Source organism: Puniceibacterium sediminis (assembly GCF_900188035.1).
Classification (GTDB): Bacteria; Pseudomonadota; Alphaproteobacteria; order Rhodobacterales; family Rhodobacteraceae; genus Puniceibacterium; species Puniceibacterium sediminis.
Window position 1 is genome coordinate 37,675 of sequence record NZ_FZNN01000009.1, and the last position, 22,308, is coordinate 59,982.

The 22,308-nt window shown below is 60.3% G+C and carries 32 protein-coding genes; 29 read left to right on the top strand and 3 right to left on the bottom strand.

The genetic code is table 11. The annotated features are described in order from the left end of the window. Positions 1–202: 202 nt before the first annotated feature. Together hisD and CHB75_RS11150 are read left to right on the top strand one after the other, a co-directional pair. Positions 203–1,513, top strand: a complete 1,311-nt coding sequence (hisD, locus tag CHB75_RS11145; protein ID WP_089270628.1) for a histidinol dehydrogenase — start codon at positions 203–205, stop codon at positions 1,511–1,513. Then, the gene (locus CHB75_RS11150; protein ID WP_089270629.1) at positions 1,510–2,271 is read left to right on the top strand and encodes an SDR family NAD(P)-dependent oxidoreductase; all 762 of its coding nucleotides are present in this window, start codon (positions 1,510–1,512) and stop codon (positions 2,269–2,271) included. The genes hisD and CHB75_RS11150 overlap by 4 nt, the downstream gene beginning before the upstream one ends. 478 nt (positions 2,272–2,749) lie before the next feature. Here the strand turns inward: CHB75_RS11150 and CHB75_RS11160 are convergent, their stop codons facing one another. Together CHB75_RS11160 and CHB75_RS11165 are read right to left on the bottom strand one after the other, a co-directional pair. Beyond that, on the bottom strand, positions 2,750–3,352 hold the full coding sequence (locus CHB75_RS11160) for a DedA family protein (protein WP_089270630.1): 603 nt from the start codon (positions 3,350–3,352) through the stop codon (positions 2,750–2,752). Further along, on the bottom strand, positions 3,349–3,690 hold the full coding sequence (locus CHB75_RS11165) for a hypothetical protein (protein ID WP_089270631.1): 342 nt from the start codon (positions 3,688–3,690) through the stop codon (positions 3,349–3,351). Before CHB75_RS11165 ends, CHB75_RS11160 begins: the two co-directional genes overlap by 4 nt. 374 nt (positions 3,691–4,064) lie before the next feature. Between CHB75_RS11165 and rplB the strand changes: the two genes are divergently transcribed. The 5 genes from rplB to rplP are packed head-to-tail and all read left to right on the top strand — an operon-like array spanning position 4,065 to position 6,712. Next, on the top strand, positions 4,065–4,907 hold the full coding sequence (gene rplB, locus CHB75_RS11170) for a 50S ribosomal protein L2 (RefSeq protein ID WP_089270632.1): 843 nt from the start codon (positions 4,065–4,067) through the stop codon (positions 4,905–4,907). 3 nt (positions 4,908–4,910) lie between these two features. Then, positions 4,911–5,189, top strand: coding sequence for a 30S ribosomal protein S19 (gene rpsS / locus CHB75_RS11175; RefSeq protein WP_089270633.1), 279 nt, complete (start codon positions 4,911–4,913; stop codon positions 5,187–5,189). Between the two features lie 3 nt (positions 5,190–5,192). After that, complete coding sequence (rplV, locus tag CHB75_RS11180; protein ID WP_089270634.1) at positions 5,193–5,573, top strand: 50S ribosomal protein L22; 381 nt, start codon at positions 5,193–5,195, stop codon at positions 5,571–5,573. Continuing rightward, positions 5,573–6,295 carry a 30S ribosomal protein S3 gene (rpsC, locus tag CHB75_RS11185; protein ID WP_089270635.1) on the top strand — a complete coding sequence of 241 codons (723 nt, stop codon included), beginning with the start codon at positions 5,573–5,575 and terminating at the stop codon, positions 6,293–6,295. Before rplV ends, rpsC begins: the two co-directional genes overlap by 1 nt. Positions 6,296–6,298: 3 nt before the next feature. Next, entirely contained in the window at positions 6,299–6,712 is a 414-nt protein-coding gene (gene rplP / locus CHB75_RS11190; RefSeq protein ID WP_089270636.1) for a 50S ribosomal protein L16, read from the top strand. A 127-nt stretch (positions 6,713–6,839) separates the two neighbouring features. Here the strand turns inward: rplP and CHB75_RS11195 are convergent, their stop codons facing one another. Next, positions 6,840–7,568 carry a SpoIIAA family protein gene (locus tag CHB75_RS11195; RefSeq protein ID WP_089270637.1) on the bottom strand — a complete coding sequence of 243 codons (729 nt, stop codon included), beginning with the start codon at positions 7,566–7,568 and terminating at the stop codon, positions 6,840–6,842. A gap of 133 nt (positions 7,569–7,701) precedes the next feature. Between CHB75_RS11195 and CHB75_RS11200 the strand changes: the two genes are divergently transcribed. The 22 genes from CHB75_RS11200 to CHB75_RS11305 all read left to right on the top strand — a co-directional run bounded on the left by CHB75_RS11200 (position 7,702) and on the right by CHB75_RS11305 (position 22,273). Next, the gene (locus CHB75_RS11200; protein ID WP_089270638.1) at positions 7,702–8,322 is read left to right on the top strand and encodes a TIGR02466 family protein; all 621 of its coding nucleotides are present in this window, start codon (positions 7,702–7,704) and stop codon (positions 8,320–8,322) included. Positions 8,323–8,688: 366 nt separating this feature from the next. Further along, a complete protein-coding gene (gene rpmC / locus CHB75_RS11205) occupies positions 8,689–8,892 on the top strand; it encodes a 50S ribosomal protein L29 (protein ID WP_089270639.1) in 204 nt (67 codons plus the stop codon). Between the two features lie 13 nt (positions 8,893–8,905). Continuing rightward, on the top strand, positions 8,906–9,151 hold the full coding sequence (gene rpsQ / locus CHB75_RS11210; protein ID WP_089270640.1) for a 30S ribosomal protein S17: 246 nt from the start codon (positions 8,906–8,908) through the stop codon (positions 9,149–9,151). Positions 9,152–9,210: 59 nt separating this feature from the next. After that, on the top strand, positions 9,211–9,579 hold the full coding sequence (gene rplN / locus CHB75_RS11215; RefSeq protein WP_035248467.1) for a 50S ribosomal protein L14: 369 nt from the start codon (positions 9,211–9,213) through the stop codon (positions 9,577–9,579). Next, positions 9,579–9,890, top strand: coding sequence for a 50S ribosomal protein L24 (gene rplX, locus CHB75_RS11220; protein ID WP_089270641.1), 312 nt, complete (start codon positions 9,579–9,581; stop codon positions 9,888–9,890). The genes rplN and rplX overlap by 1 nt, the downstream gene beginning before the upstream one ends. Next, on the top strand, positions 9,883–10,446 hold the full coding sequence (gene rplE / locus CHB75_RS11225; RefSeq protein WP_089270642.1) for a 50S ribosomal protein L5: 564 nt from the start codon (positions 9,883–9,885) through the stop codon (positions 10,444–10,446). The genes rplX and rplE overlap by 8 nt, the downstream gene beginning before the upstream one ends. 14 nt (positions 10,447–10,460) lie before the next feature. Beyond that, positions 10,461–10,766: a 30S ribosomal protein S14 gene (rpsN, locus tag CHB75_RS11230; RefSeq protein WP_089270643.1), complete on the top strand. Its 306-nt coding sequence runs from the start codon at positions 10,461–10,463 to the stop codon at positions 10,764–10,766. 12 nt (positions 10,767–10,778) lie between these two features. Further along, positions 10,779–11,171 carry a 30S ribosomal protein S8 gene (gene rpsH / locus CHB75_RS11235; protein WP_089270644.1) on the top strand — a complete coding sequence of 131 codons (393 nt, stop codon included), beginning with the start codon at positions 10,779–10,781 and terminating at the stop codon, positions 11,169–11,171. Between the two features lie 12 nt (positions 11,172–11,183). Then, entirely contained in the window at positions 11,184–11,717 is a 534-nt protein-coding gene (gene rplF, locus CHB75_RS11240; RefSeq protein ID WP_089270645.1) for a 50S ribosomal protein L6, read from the top strand. 10 nt (positions 11,718–11,727) lie between these two features. Then, positions 11,728–12,087, top strand: coding sequence for a 50S ribosomal protein L18 (gene rplR / locus CHB75_RS11245; protein ID WP_089270646.1), 360 nt, complete (start codon positions 11,728–11,730; stop codon positions 12,085–12,087). A 126-nt stretch (positions 12,088–12,213) separates the two neighbouring features. Continuing rightward, a complete protein-coding gene (gene rpsE, locus CHB75_RS11250) occupies positions 12,214–12,798 on the top strand; it encodes a 30S ribosomal protein S5 (protein WP_089270647.1) in 585 nt (194 codons plus the stop codon). A 12-nt stretch (positions 12,799–12,810) separates the two neighbouring features. Further along, the gene (gene rpmD / locus CHB75_RS11255) at positions 12,811–13,002 is read left to right on the top strand and encodes a 50S ribosomal protein L30 (protein ID WP_089270648.1); all 192 of its coding nucleotides are present in this window, start codon (positions 12,811–12,813) and stop codon (positions 13,000–13,002) included. 254 nt (positions 13,003–13,256) lie between these two features. Beyond that, positions 13,257–13,697, top strand: coding sequence for a GFA family protein (locus CHB75_RS11260; RefSeq protein WP_089270649.1), 441 nt, complete (start codon positions 13,257–13,259; stop codon positions 13,695–13,697). A gap of 287 nt (positions 13,698–13,984) precedes the next feature. Beyond that, the gene (gene rplO / locus CHB75_RS11265; protein ID WP_089270650.1) at positions 13,985–14,467 is read left to right on the top strand and encodes a 50S ribosomal protein L15; all 483 of its coding nucleotides are present in this window, start codon (positions 13,985–13,987) and stop codon (positions 14,465–14,467) included. Positions 14,468–14,576: 109 nt separating this feature from the next. Then, positions 14,577–15,941, top strand: a complete 1,365-nt coding sequence (gene secY, locus CHB75_RS11270) for a preprotein translocase subunit SecY (protein WP_089270651.1) — start codon at positions 14,577–14,579, stop codon at positions 15,939–15,941. Beyond that, the gene (locus CHB75_RS11275) at positions 15,938–16,582 is read left to right on the top strand and encodes an adenylate kinase (RefSeq protein ID WP_089270652.1); all 645 of its coding nucleotides are present in this window, start codon (positions 15,938–15,940) and stop codon (positions 16,580–16,582) included. The genes secY and CHB75_RS11275 overlap by 4 nt, the downstream gene beginning before the upstream one ends. Positions 16,583–16,878: 296 nt before the next feature. Continuing rightward, a complete protein-coding gene (gene rpsM / locus CHB75_RS11280; protein ID WP_089270653.1) occupies positions 16,879–17,247 on the top strand; it encodes a 30S ribosomal protein S13 in 369 nt (122 codons plus the stop codon). A 15-nt stretch (positions 17,248–17,262) separates the two neighbouring features. Beyond that, on the top strand, positions 17,263–17,655 hold the full coding sequence (rpsK, locus tag CHB75_RS11285) for a 30S ribosomal protein S11 (RefSeq protein ID WP_089270654.1): 393 nt from the start codon (positions 17,263–17,265) through the stop codon (positions 17,653–17,655). A gap of 113 nt (positions 17,656–17,768) precedes the next feature. Continuing rightward, positions 17,769–18,785: a DNA-directed RNA polymerase subunit alpha gene (locus CHB75_RS11290; RefSeq protein WP_089270655.1), complete on the top strand. Its 1,017-nt coding sequence runs from the start codon at positions 17,769–17,771 to the stop codon at positions 18,783–18,785. Between the two features lie 191 nt (positions 18,786–18,976). Continuing rightward, entirely contained in the window at positions 18,977–19,399 is a 423-nt protein-coding gene (rplQ, locus tag CHB75_RS11295; protein WP_089270656.1) for a 50S ribosomal protein L17, read from the top strand. Positions 19,400–19,591: 192 nt separating this feature from the next. Continuing rightward, the gene (locus CHB75_RS11300) at positions 19,592–20,971 is read left to right on the top strand and encodes a trypsin-like peptidase domain-containing protein (RefSeq protein WP_089270657.1); all 1,380 of its coding nucleotides are present in this window, start codon (positions 19,592–19,594) and stop codon (positions 20,969–20,971) included. Positions 20,972–20,974: 3 nt separating this feature from the next. Next, positions 20,975–22,273, top strand: coding sequence for a replication-associated recombination protein A (locus CHB75_RS11305; protein WP_089270658.1), 1,299 nt, complete (start codon positions 20,975–20,977; stop codon positions 22,271–22,273). The last annotated feature ends 35 nt before the right edge of the window (positions 22,274–22,308 follow it).

Sequence of the window (22,308 nt, forward strand, 5' to 3'; positions counted from 1 at the left end):
ACAAAATGCCGCCCTTTAGGGTAGGCCGCCGTGAATGTGGGCTTTGGGACTGACCTTTGCCTCAATCTGCGACTTGACACCTGAAGCGAATGCTGGCGACTCTGCATGCGTATGCGTAAAGCGAAATGAATCGTCGGGCCGCTCTTTGCGGTCAGGAAACTGAGGGACGCCCGTTGACGGGCGCGGAAGGAAGGGCGCCGAGATGCCGATTGAATACCTAAAGAGCGGCAGGTCCGCGACAGACCGGAACGCAGACGATGCCAAGGTGCGCTCGACCGTAGAGGCGACACTGGCAGACATCGAAGAGCGCGGCGATGCTGCCGTCCGCGATCTGTCGTCGAAGTTCGACGGCTATTCGCCTGAGAGCTTCCGTCTGAGCGAGTCCGACATCGAAGCGCTGATTTCTCGCGTCCCGGCCCGCGATCTGGAAGACATCCGGTTCGCACAGGCACAAGTCCGGCGTTTCGCCGAGGCACAAAGGGACTCGATGCGCGATATCGAGATCGAGACCGAACCCGGCGTAATTCTGGGGCATCGGAACCTGCCGGTACAGTCAGTTGGCTGCTATATTCCGGGCGGCAAATTCCCGATGGTCGCCTCTGCCCACATGTCGGTTCTTACGGCGACTGTTGCCGGCGTGCCCAGGATCGCCGCCGCGACGCCGCCCTTCAAGGGAGAACCCAATCCGGCAGTGATAGCGGCCATGCATCTGGGCGGCGCGCACGAGATCTATGTCCTCGGCGGCATCCAGGCGATCGGCGCGATGGCAATCGGAACCGAGTCGATCGACCCGGTTCACATGCTGGTCGGCCCCGGCAATGCCTTCGTCGCCGAGGCGAAGCGTCAGCTTTACGGTCGGGTCGGGATCGATCTCTTCGCAGGTCCGACCGAAACCATGGTCATCGCCGATACCACGGTGGACGCTGAACTCTGTGCAACCGACCTGCTTGGGCAGGCCGAGCACGGATACAATTCGCCGGCGATCCTGGTTACGAACAGCCGGGCACTGGCGGAAGAGACGCTGAAGGAAATTGACCGGATCCTCGGGATCCTCCCGACGGCGGACACTGCAGGCAAAAGCTGGGAAGACTACGGCGAAGTCATTCTGTGCGACACCTATGACGAGATGCTGCAAGTTGCCAACGACATCGCGTCGGAACATGTTCAGGTCATGACCGATCGTGATGACTGGTTCCTGGAAAACATGCATTCCTATGGCGCGCTCTTTCTCGGGCCGCGGACCAACGTGGCCAATGGCGACAAGGTGATCGGCACGAACCACACCCTTCCGACCAAGAAGGCGGGTCGATATACCGGGGGTTTGTGGGTTGGCAAGTTCCTGAAAACCCACAGCTATCAGCGGATTGTCACTGACGAGGCGGCGGCGTCTATCGGGGCTTATGGCTCCCGGCTGTGCATGTTGGAAGGCTTTGTCGGTCATGCCGAGCAATGCAATGTGCGTGTCAGGCGCTACGGCAAACGCAATGTCCCCTATGGCGAGGCCGCAGAATGAGCGGCCCGACTGACGCATTTCGGGTCCAAGGCAAGCGGGCGCTTGTCACCGGGGCAGGGCGCGGACTGGGCCGCGCCATCGCGGAAACGCTGGCTGAGGCGGGGGCGGATGTCACGCTCGTCGCCCGGAGCAGGGACGAAATCGCCACTGTTGCAGGCGACTTGAGAGAGAGGGGGCTGCAGGCCGGTACCTTGGTCGCGGATGTCACCGACGTGGGCGCCTTCGCCGCGTCGCTGGACACGCTCTGCCCCTTCGATGTTTTCGTAAACAATGCAGGTACGAACCGCCCAGGCCCGCTTCTGGAGGTGACGGAAGCCGATTACGACGCGGTCATGTCCTTGAATGTCCGGGCCGCGGTCTTTGCCGCGCAGGCGGTTGCCCGTGGCATGATCCGCGTCGGCAAGGGCGGATCTATCATTAACATGTCTTCGCAGATGGGGCATGTCGGGGCCGCCAAGCGGACGATCTATTGTGCATCGAAATGGGCGCTGGAAGGGTTCACCAAGGCGCTGGCCGTCGAACTCGGACAGCATCGCATCCGCGTCAACACAATCTGCCCCACCTTTATCGACACGCCGCTGACCCGGCCGTTCTTTAAGGACGAGTCCTTCCGGAATGACGTGCTGGGCCGCATCAAGCTGGGGCGCCTCGGAACGACCGAGGAGGTCGCGCAAGGGGCGCTCTACCTTGCATCTGATGCGTCCTCGCTCATGACCGGCAGTGCGCTGATGCTTGATGGAGGATGGACGGCAGATTGAGGCAACCGGAAAGAAGTTGGAACTGACGACTTCCCGTCGTCAAGGGCTTTGGGGCAGATGGCGGTCTGGCTGTAGATTTCCACGCAGACGTGTGCCGGTATATCTATCGATAAGTGAGCCGCCTTTAGTTTTGTTTCGGGTGAAAGGCTTTAGTCACTGGGTGATTGTCCGTCCTCTTGTCCGCGCTGCCGCTGCCATGACCGGCCTGGCACCAGTTCCACATGACAGCGGGGTGATGCGAGGTCGCAGAATGATTGCAGGCAGATGACGGATTCTGCGAGATGTTTTTTTCCACGCTGCACTCGCTGCCGCCTGCCACAATCCAGTTCTCAAGCCGGTTGCCAAGCGTCTCAAAGAGCGCGGAAAACCACACAAACTCGTCATCATCGCAATCGCACGAAGGCTGGTCGCAATAGCCAACGCGATCATCAAAACAGGCATACCCTCGCAGGTACAGCCCCGCGAATAGACCTAGTTTCTAGGCGCTCTTCATGCGGTTGAATACTTTTCGCAGGAGGAAGACGCCAAGTCCCGCAGAGATGGCCGAAAATGTAATGAAACCGGACCAATCGGAGACCAGATCGGTGAGTTCCCCAAGTCTGCTGCCAAACAGATAGCCGAGAGAGACATAGACCGTCACCCAGACCGCCTCTCCGGCGGCGTCCCAGGCGGTGAAACGCAGCCAGGACATCCGCGCGGCCCCGGCCATCAGGTTCACCCAGGGACCGAGTGCGGCGAAAAGCCAGGTCGAGAAGAAGACGCCGATGCCGCCCCATTGTGCGACAGCCGATTGCGCGCGGGCAATATGGACGGCGCGTTTGGGATTTCTTTCGATGGCAGCAATGACCGGCGGCCCGGCCCAGCGGCCGATATGGAAACCGGTCTGATCGCCCAGGATGGCCGCGACGTATGCCGTGCAAAACACCTGCCACAACACAAGGTCGGACGATGCCGCGAAGGCGCCGCCCGCAAGCATCACCGCGAAGGTCGGGATCGGCACGGCCAGACATGAGAAGTACGCAGCCAACGCGATGATCGGCAGGCCGTAGCTGGCCAAAAAGCCGAAAAGAACCTCAGTCATGGGGGGTGAAATCGCGCGGCTTCGATCACGGCCTCCACCTCAGCTATCAGTGTGTCGAGGTCACGCCCCTGTTGTGCCGCCAGCTCGGCAAGCGTCACGCGGCGGCCCGATCCGTCCATTTCCAGACCCAGGGCTTGGGCCACGACCTCGGGCGGCACTTGCCAGGATCTGGAGACGTAGCGCGGGGTCATCCAGCCCGCTATCGACGGGTCGGTCAATCGTGTGTCCGACCATTTGTGCGTTGAGACAGTCAGCCTGACCAGAAAGAACAGCGCAATGGTCAGCGCGCCCAGAAAGAGCAGGCCAAGGACCGCATGCTTTTTCAGAAACTGGACCACTTGGTTCTTTCTTTTGCCAATCAAACTTACCATGAGGCTACATTGCCGAAATCCCGTTCGGAATCCATGGCTATCGGAAACCGGGAATGCTTTGCCCTATCCGCTTTATCAACTACATCCGGCTTTCCCGCCACGCCCACTTGACCCTCTGCCCATCCTCCCATAAACGACCCCATCGGCACAGCCCCGGATTCGTCCGGGGTTTGCCTTTTGTCCCGCGCGGGTTTGCCTGCGCATCGGGACTGCGAAAATCGGGCACCTTCGGGGGCCTATACCCAGGCCACCCTAGTAGCCGGTTGAACAGACCAGCGGGCGGGGGGCTTTAACATAGGCGGGGACATGTCCCTGCCATCTGCTAACGGAAGACAGAAAGCATGGCACTCAAGTCGTATAAGCCGACGACGCCGGGCCAGCGCGGGCTGGTGCTGATCGACCGTTCGGAACTGTGGAAAGGACGCCCCGTCAAAGCTCTCACCGAGGGTTTGACGAAATCGGGCGGCCGGAACAATACCGGACGGATCACATCGCGGCGCCGCGGTGGTGGGGCGAAACGCCTTTACCGGATCGTAGATTTCAAACGTAACAAATTCGACGTATCGGCCACCGTGGCCCGCATCGAATATGACCCCAACCGGACAGCGTTCATCGCTCTGGTTCAGTATGACGATGGCGAGCAGGCCTATATCCTGGCACCCCAGCGTCTGGCCATTGGCGACCGTATCGTTGCCTCGAAAAAGGCCGACATCAAGCCGGGCAACGCAATGCCGTTCTCGGGCATGCCGATCGGTACGATCATCCACAACATCGAACTGAAGCCCGGCAAGGGCGGTCAGATCGCACGCGCCGCTGGCACCTATGCCCAGTTCGTCGGTCGTGATGGTGGTTACGCACAGATCCGCCTGTCGTCGGGTGAACTGCGTCTGGTACGTCAGGAATGCATGGCCACCGTTGGTGCCGTGTCCAACCCCGACAACTCCAACCAGAACTTCGGCAAGGCCGGTCGTATGCGCCACTATGGCAAGCGTCCGAGCGTCCGTGGTGTCGTCATGAACCCGATCGACCACCCGCATGGTGGTGGTGAAGGTCGGACCTCTGGTGGTCGTCACCCGGTTACTCCGTGGGGCAAGCCGACCAAGGGTGCCAAGACACGCAATACCAACAAGGCGTCGCAAAAGCTGATCATCCGCTCGCGTCACGCCAAGAAGAAAGGGCGCTAACCTATGGCTCGCTCTGTATGGAAAGGCCCCTTCGTTGACGCATACGTGCTCAAGAAGGCCGAAGCGTCCCGCGAAAGCGGTCGCAACGAAGTTATCAAGATCTGGTCGCGTCGCTCGACGATCCTGCCCCAGTTTGTGGGTCTGACGTTTGGCGTCTACAACGGTCGGAAACATATCCCGGTAAACGTCTCCGAGGACATGATTGGTCAGAAGTTCGGTGAATATTCGCCGACCCGGACCTATCTTGGCCATGCGGCTGACAAAAAAGCGAAGCGGAAGTAAGCCATGAGCAAGGATAAGAATCCCCGCCGCGTGGCAGACAACGAAGCAATGGCAAAACTGCGCATGCTTCGGACCAGCCCGCAGAAACTGAACCTGGTAGCCGCGATGATCCGTGGCAAGAAGGTTGAAAAGGCCCTCACGGACCTGACCTTCTCGAAAAAGCGGATCTCGGACGATGTGAAGAAATGTCTTCAGTCGGCCATCGCCAACGCCGAGAACAACCACAATCTTGACGTGGACGAGCTGATCGTGGCCGAGGCCTATGTCGGCAAGAACCTGACGCTCAAGCGCGGTCGCCCGCGTGCACGTGGTCGTTTCGGCAAGATCGTGAAACCGTTCTCGGAACTCACCATCTTGGTGCGTCAGATCGAGGAGCAAGCCTAATGGGTAATAAAACCAATCCGATCGGGATGCGGCTCCAGATCAACCGCACCTGGGATTCCCGCTGGTACGCAGACACCAAGGACTACGGCAATCTCCTGCTGGAAGATCTCGCGATCCGCGCGTTCATCCACAAGGAATGCATGCAGGCCGGCGTGTCCCGCGTCATCATCGAGCGTCCGCACAAGAAGTGCCGCGTGACGGTGCACACTGCCCGTCCGGGCGTCATCATCGGCAAGAAAGGCGCGGACATCGAAGGTCTGCGCAAGAAGCTGGCCGCGATGACCAAGTCCGAACTGCACCTCAACATCGTCGAGGTCCGCAAGCCGGAACTGGACGCACGTCTTGTGGGCGAGAGCATCTCGCAGCAGCTCGAACGCCGGGTGTCCTTCCGTCGCGCCATGAAGCGCGCCGTGCAGAACGCCATGCGTATGGGTGCCCTTGGTATCCGTGTGAACGTCGCGGGCCGCCTTGGCGGTGCCGAGATCGCCCGGACCGAATGGTATCGTGAAGGTCGTGTGCCGCTGCACACGCTCCGCGCGGACATCGATCACGCTCATGTCGAGGCACAGACAGCCTACGGCATCATCGGGATCAAGGTCTGGATCTTCAAAGGCGAGATCATGGAGCACGACCCCCAGGCACGTGACCGTAAGGCACAGGAACTCCAGGACGGCCCTGCACCCCGTGGTGCTGGCGGCGGTCGTCGCGATGATCGGAGATAAGAGATGCTTCAGCCAAAGCGTACCAAATTCCGCAAACAGTTTAAGGGCCGGATCTCCGGTCTTGCTAAAGGCGGCAGCGACCTGAACTTCGGGACCTTCGGTCTCAAGGCACTTCAGCCCGAGCGTGTGACAGCGCGTCAGATCGAAGCGGCTCGCCGCGCGATGACACGTCACATGAAGCGTCAGGGCCGTGTCTGGATCCGGATCTTCCCGGATACGCCGGTCACCTCCAAGCCCACCGAAGTCCGGATGGGTAAGGGTAAAGGTTCCGTCGATTTCTGGGCCTGCAAGGTCAAGCCGGGTCGCGTGATGTTCGAACTCGACGGTGTTGGCGAAGACATCGCACGTGAGGCCCTGCGCCTTGCCGCGATGAAACTGCCGATCAAGACCCGCGTCGTCGTTCGCGAAGACTGGTAAATCTTCGCGCGGTGCGGTGTAGCGGGTTTCTCCGGAAACCTGCGGACCGCACAGGGTGACAAAATAAAGCCCCCGCCGGGAAACTGGCGGGGGCTTTTACGTTCTGACTGATCTTGGTGGCGTGGGCTTACGCCCGGGTGATCCACTCTTTTGCGTCTTCGATCTCGTCATCCTCGAAATGCTTGAATTCCGCATTGATGAACTTTGACCCGAACCGCTCGCCCATCTTCGCGAATTTGCCCGATCCGACCAGCGCGAACCGGTCCACCAGCGCGCGGTGATCACGTACCAGCGACAGGTGTTCGCCAAGCGCGCCCATGCCCTGCCAGCCGTCGAATTCCCGCAGGTCCAGCAGCAGCCGGAACCGCTCATTGGCGCGGACAAAGGCGTTCAGGTCCTGTTCCTCTTCCGCATAGACGGCCGCATCCAGCTTGCCCAAAAGCTGCACGTGCAGTGCGCCGCCGCCCAGATCGGTCTGATGGATGGCACCCAGGGATTCCGACAGCCAGCGGCGGGCCTCTTCCTCTTCGGACAGGGCAAAGATCATGACGGGGCAGGGGAAAAAGACGCTGAACGCCTTTACGGCCCGTGTCATCCAGCCCTTGTCGGCCACGATCGCGACACGGTCAAAGCCGCGCCAGTGTTTCAGCCCGACCTTTGCGTCCTCGAACAATGCGCCAAGAGTGAAGTTGCTGAAGTCGCTTTCGATCCGGACCAGCAGGCGCAGCCGGTCGTGTTCGGCAATCGCCTCTTCCAGCGCCGGGATCAGCGTTCCGGTATAATCTTCTTCGGTAACAGCACCCGCGACGCGGAACGCCAGCATGTCCTCATGCGATATGGCCATTTTCTCGATCATGTCGAACCTCCAAGGGTATTGAAGCAATTCATTGCCCGATGAATATCCCCGCTTACGGCCAAAGCCGGTTGATCCAGCGCAAACCGGCTCTGTCCCTCTCGCCTTGTGCGGGGCTCTGGGCTAAACCGCTCGCATGACACAGATTGATTCCCTCTTCGTGACCCGCCTCTACCGCTCCCATCTGTCCGAGTACGGCAAGCCCGTGGATCTGGCCGAGATGGAGGCGTCCTGCTATTCCATTGCCCAGGATGACGAGGCCGGGCAGGAGTGGTGCGAGGAAAACGACTATGTCGGTTACACCTCCTATGCCTCTCTGACCGACCTTGGCTGGCGCTTTCCGATCTTCAAGGATCTGGTCAAGGTGCTCGACAAACACGTCGCAGTCTTTGCCAAGGATCTGGCCTTTGACCTTGGCGACAAGAAGCTCAAGCTCGACAGCCTCTGGATCAACATCCTGCCGCAGGGTGGCGTGCACACATCGCACATCCACCCGCATTCGGTGATCAGCGGCACGACCTATGTGACCATGCCCCAGGGTGCCAGCGCCATCAAGTTCGAGGACCCGCGCCTTGCCATGATGATGGCCGCGCCCACCCGCAAGAAGAAAGCGCCCCAGGAGCTGCGCCAGTTCATCTACGTCGCCCCCGAGGCAGGCGAGGTGCTCCTGTGGGAGAGCTGGCTGCGCCACGAGGTGCCGATGAACCTGGCCGAAGAAGAACGCATCTCGGTCAGCTTCAACTACGGCTGGGGCTGACCCAAGAAACGCAGCCCGGAATCAAGGCGCTTGCGCCGCCGGGCGCGCGCCTGCCCGTCCCGGCGGGCCGGCGCTTGTGTGACGTCAGCGCAAAGTCATGAGCGACGAAGGACACAGAACCATAAAGCGCCCCGCTCCGGCGTTTGTCGGCGCCACCCCACGGCCAGGCGCGCGCCCGGCTCCCGGCGTATTGGACGCCACGCTTGGCGCATAAAACATCCCGGACTCTGTGCATATTCGCCAAAGACCCTTGCCACACACGACTTCCCCCTGTATGCGACCCCCTCATCATGGACTCCACCGGAATCAGGGTGACCCAAGCAAATCGGCCTGGGGCCTACCGGTGATGTTGAAAGGAAGGGCGACATGAACGCCAAGGAACTGCATGACAAGACCCCGGACCAGCTCCGGGACGAACTTGTTTCACTGAAAAAAGAGGCCTTCAACCTGCGTTTTCAGCAGGCCACCGGCCAGATGGAAAACACATCGCGCATGAAAATTGTGCGTCGTGACGTTGCGCGGATCAAGACCGTGCTGAACCAAAAGGCCGCTAACGCGGCTGCAGAATAAGGGAGCCTGACAGATGCCCAAACGTATTCTTTCCGGCACCGTGACAAGCACTGCAAACGCCCAGACCGTAACGGTTTCGGTTGAACGCCGCTTCAAGCACCCGGTTCTGCAGAAGACAATCCGTAAGTCCAAGAAGTACCGGGCTCACGATGAAGCTGAGAAGTTTCAGGTTGGCGACATGGTCCGCATCATCGAATGCGCGCCCAAGTCGAAGACAAAGCGCTGGGAAGTCGTCGTCGAAGAGACAGCGGCCAACTAGTTAGTTCGAAACCATGGGGAGAAGGCTAACCAAGCCCCCCAAAGGTCAGGAGAAACCACATGATCCAGATGCAGACCAATCTGGATGTAGCTGACAACTCCGGCGCTCGCCGGGTGCAGTGCATCAAGGTTCTGGGTGGTTCCAAGCGTAAGTACGCATCCGTAGGCGACGTTATCGTCGTCTCGGTCAAGGAAGCCATCCCGCGTGGTCGCGTTAAGAAAGGTGACGTCCGTAAGGCCGTCGTCGTGCGCACCGCCAAAGAAGTCCGTCGTGAAGACGGCACAGCAATCCGTTTCGACCGTAATGCTGCCGTGATCCTGAACAACGCAGGTGAGCCGGTCGGTACCCGTATCTTCGGACCGGTTGTTCGCGAACTGCGTGCCAAGAACTTCATGAAGATCATCTCGCTCGCGCCGGAGGTGCTGTAATGGCTGCTAAACTCCGCAAAGGTGACAAGGTCGTCGTTCTTGCCGGCAAGGACAAAGGCACCACAGGCACCATCACGACCGTTGACCCCAAGTCGGGCAAAGCTGTCGTCGAAGGCGTGAACATGGCGATTCGTCACACCAAGCAAAGCCAGACTTCGCAGGGTGGCCGCGTTCCCAAGGCGATGCCGATCCAGCTGAGCAACCTGTCTCTGGTAGACGCAAACGGCAAAGCAACCCGCGTTGGCTTCAAGATCGAAGGCGACAAGAAGGTTCGTTTTGCCAAGACCACGGGGGACGTGATCGATGCTTGATACAGCAAACTATACCCCGCGCCTCAAGGCTCTGTTCAACGACACCGTCAAGGCCGCTCTGAAAGAAGAGTTCGGCTATTCCAACATGATGATGGTGCCGCGTCTGGACAAGATCGTTCTGAACATCGGCTGTGGCGCTGAAGCTGTTCGTGACAGCAAGAAAGCCAAATCCGCCCAGGATGACCTGACCACAATCGCAGGCCAGAAGGCTGTTGTGACCAAGGCCAAGAAATCCATTGCTGGCTTCCGCGTGCGTGAAGAAATGCCGCTCGGAACCAAGGTGACCTTGCGCGGGGATCGTATGTACGAATTCCTCGACCGCCTGATCACCGTGGCAATGCCCCGCATCCGCGACTTCCGCGGCGTGTCGGGCAAGTCGTTTGACGGCCGCGGCAACTATGCCACCGGTCTCAAGGAACACATTGTCTTCCCGGAAATCAACTTTGATAAAGTTGACGAAAACTGGGGCATGGACATCGTGATCTGCACGACTGCCAAGACCGACGCAGAAGCCAAAGCGCTGTTGAAAGCTTTCAACATGCCGTTCAACAGCTGAGGGGACACTAGAACATGGCAAAGAAATCCATGATCGAGCGCGAGAAGAAGCGCCAGCGTCTGGTGGCCAAGTATGCTACCAAGCGCGCTGAGCTCAAAGCGCTTGCCACCGACGAATCCATCCCGTTCGAGGAGCGCTTCAAGGCGCGTCTCAAACTGGCGGAACTGCCGCGCAACAGCTCGGCAACTCGTCTTCACAACCGCTGCCAGCTGACGGGGCGTCCGCACGCCTATTACCGCAAGCTGAAAATCAGCCGTATCATGTTGCGCGACCTTGGCTCCAAAGGCCAGTTGCCCGGCATGGTCAAGTCTAGCTGGTAAGGAGGGCACGATATGAACGATCCTATCGGCGATATGCTCACCCGGATCCGCAACTCTCAGATGCGCGGCAAATCCACAGTGATGACGCCTGCATCCAAGCTGCGCGCCTGGGTTCTGGACGTACTTGCGGACGAAGGTTACATCCGCGGCTACGAAAAGATGACTGGTGCCGACGGCCACCCGGCCATCGAAATCAGCCTGAAGTACTTTGACGGCGCCCCCGTCATCCGCGAGATCAAGCGTGTTTCCACGCCCGGTCGCCGCGTTTATCTGGGCGTCGAAGACATCCCCACGGTCCGTCAGGGTCTGGGTGTGTCGATTGTCAGCACGTCGCGTGGCGTGATGTCGGATGCACATGCACGCGCGGCCAATGTTGGCGGCGAAGTGCTTTGCACGGTGTTCTAAGGAGAACTGGTAATGTCTCGTATTGGGAAAAAACCGGTCGGTATGCCTTCGGGCGTGTCTGCAACGCTCTCCGGTCAGACCATCGAAGTTAAGGGCTCCAAGGGAACCCAGAGCTTCACAGCAACCGACGACGTGACTCTGACCATCGGGGAGGACGAAATTTCTGTCACCCCCCGTGGCAAGTCCAAGCGCGCGCGCCAGCAGTGGGGCATGACTCGCACAGTTATTGCGAACATGGTCCACGGCGTGTCCGACGTCTTCAAGAAAGAGCTTGAGATCCGCGGCGTGGGTTACCGGGCACAGCTTCAGGGCAAGGTCCTGAAACTGAACCTCGGCCTCAGCCATGATGTCAATTTCGAAATCCCTGATGGAGTGACGGTCACCTCGCCGAAGCCGACCGAGATTATCGTGGAAGGTCACGATCTTCAGCTGGTTGGCCAGGTGGCCGCTAATATTCGCGACTGGCGCCGCCCCGAGCCCTACAAGGGCAAAGGTATCCGGTACAAAGGCGAATATGTATTCCAGAAGGAAGGCAAGAAGAAGTAAGGACGCAGCTATGGCAAACAGTAAAAGAGATCTGTTCCTCAAGCGCCGTCTGCGCGTCCGGAACAAACTGCGGGCAGTGAATGCAGGGCGCTTGCGCCTCTCGGTTCACCGCTCCAACAAGAACATCAGCGCTCAGCTGATCGACGATGTGAATGGCGTGACGCTTGCTTCGGCTTCTTCCCTCGAGAAGGATCTGGGCATCATCGGCAAGAACAACGTGGAGGCCGCCGCAAAGGTGGGCACCGCGATTGCCGAACGCGCCAAAAAGGCCGGTGTGGAAGAAGCATATTTCGACCGCGGCGGTTTCCTGTTCCACGGCAAGGTGAAGGCTCTGGCCGACGCCGCACGTGAAGCAGGTCTGAAGATCTAAACTACGGCGTAGGGGGCCTGTTCAGGGCCCCCTCGATGATCCGGGGGTCTGTGCCGCAGGGCAGGGGCCCACCAGGGATCGAGATAATGAGGTGCTTCTGGCGCCACAGTACAAGGATGCCTGAATATGGCAGAACGTGATAACCGTCGGGGTGGTGGCAATCGCCGCGAAGACTCCAACCCAGAATTCGCCGATCGTCTGGTCGCGATCAACCGGGTGTCCAAGACCGTAAAGGGTGGTAAGCGCTTTGGCTTCGCCGCTCTCGTGGTTGTGGGCGACCAGAAGGGCCGCGTCGGCTTCGGCAAGGGCAAGGCCAAAGAGGTCCCCGAGGCGATCCGCAAGGCAACCGAGCAGGCAAAGCGCAAGATGATGCGCGTTCCGCTGCGCGAAGGCCGCACGCTGCACCACGACATCGAGGGCCGTCATGGCGCCGGTAAAGTGGTCATGCGCACAGCACCGCAGGGTACCGGTATCATCGCCGGTGGTCCGATGCGTGCCGTGTTCGAAATGCTGGGTGTTCAGGACGTGGTCGCCAAGTCGATCGGTTCGCAGAACCCCTACAACATGATCCGTGCAACGCTCGACGGTCTGGGCAAGGAAACTTCGCCCCGTATGGTCGCACAGCGTCGTGGCAAGAAGGTCGGTGACATTCTTGGCCACAAGGACGAAGCCCCCGCTGCCGAAGCGGCTGCAGAGCCTGCAGAAGCGTAAGGAGCTGAGAACATGGCAAAAACAATCGTCGTACAGCAGATCGGTTCGCCGATCCGCCGCCCCGCGAAGCAGCGCCAGACCCTTATCGGTCTGGGCCTGAACAAGATGCACAAGACCCGCGAACTTGAAGACACTCCCGCCGTGCGCGGCATGGTCAACAAGATCCCGCACATGGTCAAGATCATCGAAGAGCGCGGCGAGTAATCGCCCGCCACCTTCCCTTGGGAAGGCTGCAATGAATTAGAAACGCCCTCCGGCTACCCGGGGGGCGTTTTGCGTTGGCGACCGCAAAAGAAAATCGCTTGCAGAAATTCCGCAGCCGACCGGGATCAAGGCCGCAGTGCCGCCGCACCGCCCGGCTCTGACGATCCGAAAGTCCGTATCGCTTTTTGTCCAGGTTTGCTGTCCCCTTCCCGGGCGCGCGGTACCGCAAGGCGCGCACAACAGGAGGAGAAATCATGTCCAGTCCCTATGCCGGTGGTTGCGACCACGTCCACATCAAGGCCAGTGCCGAGCCGATCGACAACCACGAATGCCATTGCAACGTCTGCAAGGGCGTCACAGGCCAGCAGCACACCCACGTTGCCTTTTTCAACTATGGCGATGTGTCGGTGGATCACCCCGAAAAGATGAAGCGTCAGCCCTTCAACGCCGAAAACCCCAATGGCCCGCTGGAACTGTGCACCTGCGCCGAATGCGGTGCGGCACTGATGCTGGATGACAAGGAAAAGCGGATCCGCGTCGCGGTCCCGAACGTCATGGGCTATGATGACGCGGCCTTCCCGGCGGCAAGCTATCACGCCTTCTACGACGACACCAAAGGCTACGCCAAGCCGTCCGACGGCCGCCCGGTCTATGAGGCCCTGCGCCCCGATTTCGTCTGGCCTGCCTCGGCCTGATCTCTTTCTGCCGAAATCCAAGCGTCCTCCGGACCCCCCGGGGGACGTTTTCACGGTTTTCCTCCGGCCCCACAGGGTGCCGCCACCGTTCCTGAACCAACGGCCAGCCCCGCGCCCCTCGGTCTATTTCGAAAGAGAAGGGGCAGGGGGCAGGAGAGGCTTGAACCGGCGCGGGTCTGCGTCTATACGCCCCCGGTGGTCCCTCACGGGACCCGACTCATATTTTGAAAACGCCGCGTTTGCCCACTCCGTCGCTGGAGGGCACTTCCGGCAAAGGAGAAGCGACAATGAAACTTCATGAACTCCACGACAATCCCGGCGCAACCAAGCGTCGCAAGCGTATCGGCCGTGGTGCTGGTTCGGGCATGGGTAAGACCGGTGGCCGTGGTATCAAGGGTCAGAAGTCCCGTTCGGGTGTGGCGATCAAGGGCTACGAAGGCGGCCAGATGCCGCTCTACCAGCGTCTGCCCAAGCGCGGCTTCAACAAGCCGAACCGCAAGGCCTATGCTGTCGTCAACCTGGGCCTGATCCAGAAATTCATCGAAGCCGGCAAGATCGACGGCTCGGCTCAGATCACCGAAGACGTGCTGATCGCGTCGGGTCTGGTGCGTCGCAAGCTGGACGGTATCCGGGTTCTGGCCAAGGGTGTTTTCGACACCAAGCTGGACCTCGCCGTCACCGGTGCTTCCAAATCCGCGGTTGAAGCGGTCGAAAAGTCGGGCGGGTCGGTCACGATCACTGCTCTGGCCCCTCGGACTGCCGCCGAATAACCGGTTGTGGGCGGCGCTGACGCCGCCTACATAGCGAACAGGTTTTCCCGACGCCGCCCGAGCCGTTAAACCGCTCCGGGCGGCGTTTGTCTGACAAGAGAGATTCCTCATGGCATCCGCAGTAGAACAAATGGCCGCGAACACGAGCTGGGCTGCTCTGGGCAAGGCGACGGATCTGCGCAACCGTATCTTCTTTACCCTCGGTTTGCTCGTCGTCTATCGCCTTGGCACCTACATCCCCGTTCCCGGCATCGACGGTGGCGCGCTGCGTGACTTCATGCAGCAGGCACAGCAGGGTATCGGCGGCATTCTCACCATGTTCACCGGCGGCGCGCTGGGTCGGATGGGGATCTTTGCGCTGGGAATCATGCCGTATATTTCGGCCTCGATCATCATTCAGCTTCTGACCTCCATGGTGCCGTTTCTTGAGCAACTCAAAAAAGAGGGCGAACAGGGGCGCAAGAAGATCAACCAGTACACCCGCTACGGCACGGTGTTTCTGGCCACCTTCCAGGCCTATGGCCTGTCCGTCGGTCTTGAATCCGGCAGCCTCGTCACCGATCCCGGCATGTTCTTCCGCGCCTCCTGCGTGATCACGCTGGTCGGTGGCACGATGTTCCTGATGTGGCTGGGTGAACAGATCACCGCACGCGGCATCGGCAACGGTATCTCGCTGATCATCTTTGTCGGCATCATCGCCGAGGTTCCCGCCGCACTGGCGCAGTTCTTTGCATCGGGTCGTTCGGGCGCCATCAGCCCCGCCGTGATCATCGGTGTGATCGTCATGGTCATCGCGGTCATCATGTTCGTGGTCTTCATGGAGCGCGCCCTGCGCAAGATCACCATCCAGTATCCCCGCCGTCAGGTGGGCATGAAGATGTCCGAAGCGCAGAATTCGCACCTCCCGATCAAGGTGAACCCGGCGGGCGTCATCCCGGCGATCTTTGCCAGCTCGCTGCTGCTGCTGCCGACCACCATCGCCACCTTCAGCCAGGCAGGCCAGACCGGCCCGATCATGTCCACGATCCTGGCCTACTTCGGCCCGGGCCAGCCGCTGTACCTGCTGTTCTTTGCCGCGATGATCGTGTTCTTTGCCTACTTCTACACCTTCAACGTGTCGTTCAAACCCGACGAAGTTGCGGATAACCTCAAGAACCAGAACGGCTTTGTTCCCGGTATTCGCCCCGGCAAAAAGACCGCCGACTATCTGGAATACGTGGTCAACCGCGTGCTTGTTCTGGGTGCTGCCTATCTTGCCGCCGTCTGCCTGTTGCCGGAAATTCTGCGCAACCAGTTCGCGATCCCCTTCTACTTTGGCGGTACATCGGTGCTGATCGTGGTCAGCGTCACAATGGACACCATCCAGCAGGTTCAAAGCCATCTGCTGGCCCATCAATACGAAGGTCTCATTCAAAAGTCGCAGCTGCGCGGCAAGAGTAAGGCACGCAAGAGCAAGGGACCGTCGCGTCGATGAACATCATACTTCTAGGACCGCCGGGCGCCGGCAAAGGCACTCAGGCACGCATGCTCGTGGAAGAGCGGAACATGATCCAGCTTTCCACCGGCGACATGTTGCGCGAAGCACGTGACAGCGGCACAGAGATGGGCCGGATCGTGGCAGATGTCATGGCGCGCGGCGATCTTGTGACGGATGAAATCGTGATCGGCCTGATCCGCGAAAAGCTGCAGGGCGACATCGCTGGGGGGCTGATTTTCGACGGCTTCCCGCGCACGCTCAAGCAGGCGGATGCGCTGGCCGAATTGCTGGCGGACATGGGCCAGACGCTTGACCGGGTGATCGAACTGCGCGTCAACGACGACGCGCTGGTCAGCCGCATCACGGCGCGGTCCACCTGCGGCACCTGCGGTGAGGTCTATAACGACATCACCAAGCCGATCCCGGCCGATGGCAAATGCTCGAACTGCGGCGGTACCGAATTCAAGCGCCGCGCAGACGACAATGAGCAGAGCCTCAAGAAACGTCTGATGGAATATTACAAACAGACCTCGCCGCTGATTGGCTATTACTACGCCAAGGGCACGCACTGCCGCGTCGACGGTCTGGGTGAAATGTCCGCCGTCAAGGCCGCTATCGCGGACAAGCTGGACGGTTGACGCCACGGGCTGCGGCCCCAAGGGCGCCGCGCCTGGGTTGCCCGGGGGCAGGGATCTATCGGCCCGGGTTCAACCCGCTGTGCGGCGCGGTCGCGCGGCGGAAAGATACGGGGTTGACGCCTGTTCGGATTCCCCATACCCACCCCTATCTCTGCCAGAGAATCGCTATTGTTGGGTTATACGCAACACCCTGCAAGAACACCTGATCAGCGGCAAATCCATCGGCGAATAGCCCGGGTTTGATGTTGTGAAAAAAGGGTCTGGAACTACGGACCCGCAACGAAAAGGAAATACACGTGGCACGTATCGCCGGCGTTAACATCCCGACCCACAAACGGGTCCCGATCGCCCTCACCTATATCACCGGAATCGGCCAGGCTTCTGCCGAATCCATCTGTGAAGCCGTTAACATCGACGCCGCCCGTCGTGTGAACGAACTGTCTGACGCCGAAGTGCTCGCCATCCGCGAACATATCGACGCCAACTTTACCGTCGAAGGTGACCTGCGTCGCGAGACCCAGATGAACATCAAGCGTCTGATGGACCTCGGCTGCTATCGTGGCCTGCGTCACCGTCGTAACCTGCCCGTTCGCGGTCAGCGGACTCACACCAACGCTCGCACCCGCAAAGGCCCCGCTAAGGCCATTGCCGGCAAGAAGAAATAAGGGAGGGCTGACAACATGGCACGCGATACAAAACGCGCAGGCAAGAAGAAGGTCTCCAAGAACATCGCCGCTGGTGTGGCGCATGTGAATTCTTCTTTCAACAACACCAAGATCCTGATCTCGGACGTGCAGGGCAATGCCATTGCATGGTCCTCGGCCGGCACCATGGGCTTCAAGGGGTCGCGTAAATCGACACCTTACGCTGCTCAGCTTGCTGCCGAAGATGCCGGTAAAAAGGCACAGGAACACGGCGTGAAGACGATCGAAGTCGAAGTTCAGGGCCCCGGTTCGGGCCGTGAATCAGCACTTCGCGCGCTGGCTGCTGTTGGCTTCAACATCACCTCGATCCGTGATGTGACCCCGATGGCACACAACGGCTGCCGCCCGCCGAAACGCCGCCGGGTCTGATTCCTATTATTTTTGGTTGGGGCTGCGCCTTTGTGCACGGCCCCAATCCGTCATTTTAACCTCGGGCGTTTTTGCCTTTAGGACATGAGGCAAAAACAGGAATGGAGGGACGTATGATCCACAAGAACTGGGCTGAACTGATCAAGCCAACGCAGCTTGACGTAAAGCCGGGCAACGATCCGACGCGCGTCGCGACCGTCATCGCGGAACCGCTTGAGCGCGGCTTTGGTCTGACCCTTGGCAACGCGCTGCGGCGTGTGCTCCTGTCGTCGCTGCAGGGGGCCGCTATCACCTCTGTGCAGATCGACAACGTACTGCACGAATTCTCGTCCGTTGCCGGTGTACGCGAAGACGTGACCGACATCGTTCTGAACCTCAAGGGTGTTTCCCTGCGCATGGAAGTCGAAGGGCCCAAGCGCCTGTCGATCAATGCCAAGGGCCCCGGTGTCGTCAAGGCTGGCGACATTTCCGAATCCAACGGTATCGAGATCCTGAACAAGGATCACGTGATCTGCCACCTCGACGATGGTGCGGATCTGTTCATGGAACTGACCGTGAACACCGGCAAGGGTTACGTTTCGGCTGACAAGAACAAGCCCGAAGATGCCCCCATCGGCATGATCCCGATCGATGCGATCTATTCGCCGGTCAAAAAGGTCGCTTATGATGTTCAACCCACCCGCGAGGGCCAGGTGCTGGACTATGACAAGCTGACCATGAAGATCGAAACCGACGGCTCGCTGACGCCCGAAGATGCCGTGGCCTATGCTGCGCGTATCCTTCAGGACCAGCTGTCGATCTTCGTCAACTTCGACGAACCGGAATCGGCCAACCGTCAGGACGACGACGATGGTCTGGAATTCAACCCGCTCCTCCTCAAGAAGGTGGACGAGCTGGAACTTTCCGTCCGTTCCGCGAACTGCCTGAAGAACGACAATATCGTCTACATCGGCGATCTCATCCAGAAGACCGAAGCAGAAATGCTGCGCACGCCGAACTTCGGTCGCAAGTCGCTGAACGAGATCAAAGAGGTTCTGTCCGGCATGGGTCTGCACCTTGGCATGGATGTCGAGGACTGGCCGCCAGACAATATCGAAGACCTTGCCAAGAAGATGGAAGATACCTTCTAAGATCGGCTTAACAAATTGCGCGGATGTCCCGTTTCGGGGCATCTGCCACACCGGAGCCATACGGTTTCCATACGCGAACCATACGGTTTCCATACGACCCCGACCCGGGCAATCCGCCCCAATGACGGGTGAGACACGCATCTCGCCCCGGACAAAGCATAGAGCTTCACAAAGCTTAAAGGAGATAGAAAATGCGTCACAAAAAAGGCTACCGCCGCCTGAACCGTACCCACGAGCACCGCAAGGCACTCTGGGCAAACATGGCCGGCTCGCTCATTGAGCACGAACAGATCAAGACCACGCTGCCCAAGGCAAAAGAACTCAAGCGCGTGATCGATAAGCTGGTAACCCTCGGAAAACGCGGCGATCTTCACGCCCGTCGTCAGGCCAATGCCCAGCTCAAGCAGGACATGCACGTTGCCAAGCTCTTCGAAGTCCTCGGCCCGCGCTACGCCGAGCGTCAGGGTGGTTACGTCCGCGTTCTGAAGGCCGGTTTCCGTTATGGTGACATGGCGCCGATGGCGATCATCGAATTCGTCGAGCGTGACGTCGATGCCAAGGGTGCTGCCGACAAGGCACGTCTGGCCGCATACGAAGTGTCCGAAGACGCATAAATCTCGTTAGGGATCAAAGATTTAGGGGCCTCTGCCAGTTTCTGGCAGGGGCCTTTTTTATTGCCCCGGCGCGGGCTGCGGCGTTGCTTTCAGCGTCTCGGAAAGGGCAATTGGCAGGCCGACAACCTGCGATCCCAGCCTTGCAATCGCGCCGTGCGGCGCGCATATCTGATGCGCAGAAGGAGACCGCGCATGTTCCGTATCTTTTTGATTTCGTTCATGGTTCTGGCGACAAGCCTGTCGGCCCAAGTCCAGAAGGTCCCGGAATCGCAGGCGGAAATCTCGCTGACCTTTGCACCTTTGGTGCGCGCGGCGGCGCCTGCGGTGGTCAATATCTATGCAAGCCGAGTGGTTCAGGCGCGCTCCCCTTTTCTGGATGACCCGATTTTCGGGGACTTCTTCCGGGATTTCGGGCTCGGGCGGCCACGGGTTCAGAACTCTCTGGGCTCCGGGGTCATCCTGTCGGATGATGGATTTATTGTGTCGAATTATCATGTGGTTGGGCAGGCGACGGACATCCGCGTGGTGCTGAATGACCGGCGCGAATTCGTGGCAACGGTCCTGTTGGGGGATGAGGAAAGCGACCTCGCGATTCTCAAGCTCGAAGGCGCCGCAGACATGCCCCATCTCGATCTGCGCGACAGCGATACGGTCGAGGTCGGCGAACTGGTTCTGGCGATCGGCAATCCCTTCGGGGTCGGCCAGACTGTCACCAGCGGCATCGTTTCGGGGCTGGCCCGGTCGGGTACGGCAACGGGCAACACGCGGGGATATTTCATCCAGACCGATGCGCCGATCAACCCGGGCAACTCCGGCGGCGCCCTGATTGATGTGAAGGGGCGGTTGGTAGGGGTAAACACCTCGATTCTCAGCAGTTCGGGCGGGTCCAACGGCATTGGTTTCGCCATCCCTTCGGCGCTTGTCGCTCAGTTCGTGGATCAGGCGCGGGGCGGCAAGGACAGCTTTGAGCGGCCCTGGGCGGGCATGGGCGGCCAGCCGGTCGATGCGGATCTGTCGGAAAGCCTTGGGCTCGTGCTGCCGGGTGGGGTGGTCGTGTCGGAACTGCACCCCGACAGCCCGTTCCGGACCGCCGGGATCGAAGTCGGGGATGTGATCACCGCCGTGGATGGCCAGCCGGTGAACACGCCCCCCGAAATGATCTACCGCATGTCCATCCGCGGTCTGGGGGCGACGGCGCGCGTCACACGGCTGCGCGGGGAGGTCGCCGAGGAGGTGGAGGTCCGCATGATCGCCGCGCCCGAGGCTCCGGCCCGCGACGAACAGGTTCTGGGCAAGCGCGACGTACTGCCTGGCGTGCGATTGTCCAACATCAACCCCGGAGTCATCGTTGAAACCGGCCTGCCACTGGCGGCGCAGGGTGTGGTGGTGCTCGATCCCGGCCCTTACGGGACACGCGTCGGGCTGAAGCCGGGTGATATCGTGAAGGGTGTCAACGACCAGGTGATCGAAACGGCGGATCAGGTTGGCCGGGCCCTGCGCCGGGCCGGATCGAAGGTTTCGCTGGACATCCTGCGCGGCGGTCAGCGCGCGCGCCTTCGTTTCAGGGTCTGAACCATGGCAGATCTGTTTCAGGATAAATTCATCCCCGACACTGCTCCGCGACCGCTGGCCGACCGGTTGCGGCCAAGGTCGCTGGCCGAGGTGATCGGTCAGCAAAAGGTCATCGGGCCGGATGGGCCGCTGGGGGTGATGCTGGCCTCGAACTCATTGGGGTCACTGGTGTTCTGGGGCCCGCCGGGGGTGGGCAAGACCACCATCGCACGGCTGCTGGCGGATGAGACAGACCTGCATTTCGTTCAGATCAGCGCGATCTTTACCGGGGTCCCCGAGCTGCGCAAAGTGTTCGACGCGGCCAAGCATCGGCGGCAGAACGGGCAGGGGACGCTTTTGTTCGTGGATGAAATCCACCGTTTCAACAAGGCGCAGCAGGACGGGTTTCTGCCGCATATGGAGGACGGGACCATCCTTCTGGTCGGGGCCACGACCGAGAACCCATCGTTCGAGTTGAACGCCGCCCTGCTCAGCCGGTCGCAGGTTCTGGTGCTGGAACGCCTGTCGTTGGGCGAATTGGAGCTGCTCGCCCAGAGGGCCGAAAAGGAACTGTCCCGCGCGCTGCCACTGGACGGGCATGCGCGTGAGGCGCTGCTGGAAATGGCGGATGGCGACGGCCGTGCGCTGCTCAATCTGATCGAACAGGTTGCGGCCTGGAAGGTGGATGGCAAGCTGGGCACCGATCAGCTGACCACAAGGCTGATGCGGCGCGCGGCGCAGCACGACAAGTCGGGCGAAAGCCATTACAATCTGATCTCAGCCTTGCACAAATCCGTGCGCGGCTCGGACCCGGATGCGGCGCTCTACTGGTTTGCCCGGATGCTTGAGGGCGGCGAAGATCCCCGGTTCCTTGCCCGCAGGATCACCCGCATGGCAGTTGAGGATATCGGTCTGGCCGATCCACAGGCGCAGGCCGTCTGCCTGCAGGGGTGGGAGACATATCAGCGGCTTGGCTCACCGGAAGGGGAATTGGCGCTGGCGCAGGCGGTGGTTTACCTCGCGCTCGCGCCGAAATCCAACGCGGTCTATGCGGCCTACAAGGCGGCTCGCCGCGCGGCCAAGGCGACCGGATCGGTGTCCCCGCCCAAACATATCCTGAACGCCCCGACGGCGCTGATGAAGGACATCGGCTATGGCGACGGCTATGCCTACGACCATGACGCCGAGGACGCCTTTTCCGGGCAGGATTATTTCCCCGAGAGCATGGGCCGGACAGTGTTCTATGAACCGGTCGAGCGGGGGTTCGAACGGGATCTGAAGAAGCGCGTTGAGTATTTCAACAAACTACGGGCCAAGCGCTAGCGCCGCGCCGCCCAAAGCGCCGTCGCTTGACATCT

Excerpts from the sequence above, each read along its gene's own strand:
- hisD (WP_089270628.1), top strand. The coding sequence starts at position 203 with ATGCCGATTGAATACCTAAAGAGCGGCAGGTCCGCGACAGACCGGAAC.
- CHB75_RS11150 (WP_089270629.1), top strand. The coding sequence starts at position 1,510 with ATGAGCGGCCCGACTGACGCATTTCGGGTCCAAGGCAAGCGGGCGCTT.
- CHB75_RS11160 (WP_089270630.1), bottom strand. The coding sequence starts at position 3,352 with ATGACTGAGGTTCTTTTCGGCTTTTTGGCCAGCTACGGCCTGCCGATC.
- rplB (WP_089270632.1), top strand. The coding sequence starts at position 4,065 with ATGGCACTCAAGTCGTATAAGCCGACGACGCCGGGCCAGCGCGGGCTG.
- rpsS (WP_089270633.1), top strand. The coding sequence starts at position 4,911 with ATGGCTCGCTCTGTATGGAAAGGCCCCTTCGTTGACGCATACGTGCTC.
- rplV (WP_089270634.1), top strand. The coding sequence starts at position 5,193 with ATGAGCAAGGATAAGAATCCCCGCCGCGTGGCAGACAACGAAGCAATG.
- rpsC (WP_089270635.1), top strand. The coding sequence starts at position 5,573 with ATGGGTAATAAAACCAATCCGATCGGGATGCGGCTCCAGATCAACCGC.
- rplP (WP_089270636.1), top strand. The coding sequence starts at position 6,299 with ATGCTTCAGCCAAAGCGTACCAAATTCCGCAAACAGTTTAAGGGCCGG.
- CHB75_RS11195 (WP_089270637.1), bottom strand. The coding sequence starts at position 7,568 with ATGATCGAGAAAATGGCCATATCGCATGAGGACATGCTGGCGTTCCGC.
- CHB75_RS11200 (WP_089270638.1), top strand. The coding sequence starts at position 7,702 with ATGACACAGATTGATTCCCTCTTCGTGACCCGCCTCTACCGCTCCCAT.
- rpmC (WP_089270639.1), top strand. The coding sequence starts at position 8,689 with ATGAACGCCAAGGAACTGCATGACAAGACCCCGGACCAGCTCCGGGAC.
- rpsQ (WP_089270640.1), top strand. The coding sequence starts at position 8,906 with ATGCCCAAACGTATTCTTTCCGGCACCGTGACAAGCACTGCAAACGCC.
- rplN (WP_035248467.1), top strand. The coding sequence starts at position 9,211 with ATGATCCAGATGCAGACCAATCTGGATGTAGCTGACAACTCCGGCGCT.
- rplX (WP_089270641.1), top strand. The coding sequence starts at position 9,579 with ATGGCTGCTAAACTCCGCAAAGGTGACAAGGTCGTCGTTCTTGCCGGC.
- rplE (WP_089270642.1), top strand. The coding sequence starts at position 9,883 with ATGCTTGATACAGCAAACTATACCCCGCGCCTCAAGGCTCTGTTCAAC.
- rpsN (WP_089270643.1), top strand. The coding sequence starts at position 10,461 with ATGGCAAAGAAATCCATGATCGAGCGCGAGAAGAAGCGCCAGCGTCTG.
- rpsH (WP_089270644.1), top strand. The coding sequence starts at position 10,779 with ATGAACGATCCTATCGGCGATATGCTCACCCGGATCCGCAACTCTCAG.
- rplF (WP_089270645.1), top strand. The coding sequence starts at position 11,184 with ATGTCTCGTATTGGGAAAAAACCGGTCGGTATGCCTTCGGGCGTGTCT.
- rplR (WP_089270646.1), top strand. The coding sequence starts at position 11,728 with ATGGCAAACAGTAAAAGAGATCTGTTCCTCAAGCGCCGTCTGCGCGTC.
- rpsE (WP_089270647.1), top strand. The coding sequence starts at position 12,214 with ATGGCAGAACGTGATAACCGTCGGGGTGGTGGCAATCGCCGCGAAGAC.
- rpmD (WP_089270648.1), top strand. The coding sequence starts at position 12,811 with ATGGCAAAAACAATCGTCGTACAGCAGATCGGTTCGCCGATCCGCCGC.
- CHB75_RS11260 (WP_089270649.1), top strand. The coding sequence starts at position 13,257 with ATGTCCAGTCCCTATGCCGGTGGTTGCGACCACGTCCACATCAAGGCC.
- rplO (WP_089270650.1), top strand. The coding sequence starts at position 13,985 with ATGAAACTTCATGAACTCCACGACAATCCCGGCGCAACCAAGCGTCGC.
- secY (WP_089270651.1), top strand. The coding sequence starts at position 14,577 with ATGGCATCCGCAGTAGAACAAATGGCCGCGAACACGAGCTGGGCTGCT.
- CHB75_RS11275 (WP_089270652.1), top strand. The coding sequence starts at position 15,938 with ATGAACATCATACTTCTAGGACCGCCGGGCGCCGGCAAAGGCACTCAG.
- rpsK (WP_089270654.1), top strand. The coding sequence starts at position 17,263 with ATGGCACGCGATACAAAACGCGCAGGCAAGAAGAAGGTCTCCAAGAAC.
- CHB75_RS11290 (WP_089270655.1), top strand. The coding sequence starts at position 17,769 with ATGATCCACAAGAACTGGGCTGAACTGATCAAGCCAACGCAGCTTGAC.
- rplQ (WP_089270656.1), top strand. The coding sequence starts at position 18,977 with ATGCGTCACAAAAAAGGCTACCGCCGCCTGAACCGTACCCACGAGCAC.
- CHB75_RS11300 (WP_089270657.1), top strand. The coding sequence starts at position 19,592 with ATGTTCCGTATCTTTTTGATTTCGTTCATGGTTCTGGCGACAAGCCTG.
- CHB75_RS11305 (WP_089270658.1), top strand. The coding sequence starts at position 20,975 with ATGGCAGATCTGTTTCAGGATAAATTCATCCCCGACACTGCTCCGCGA.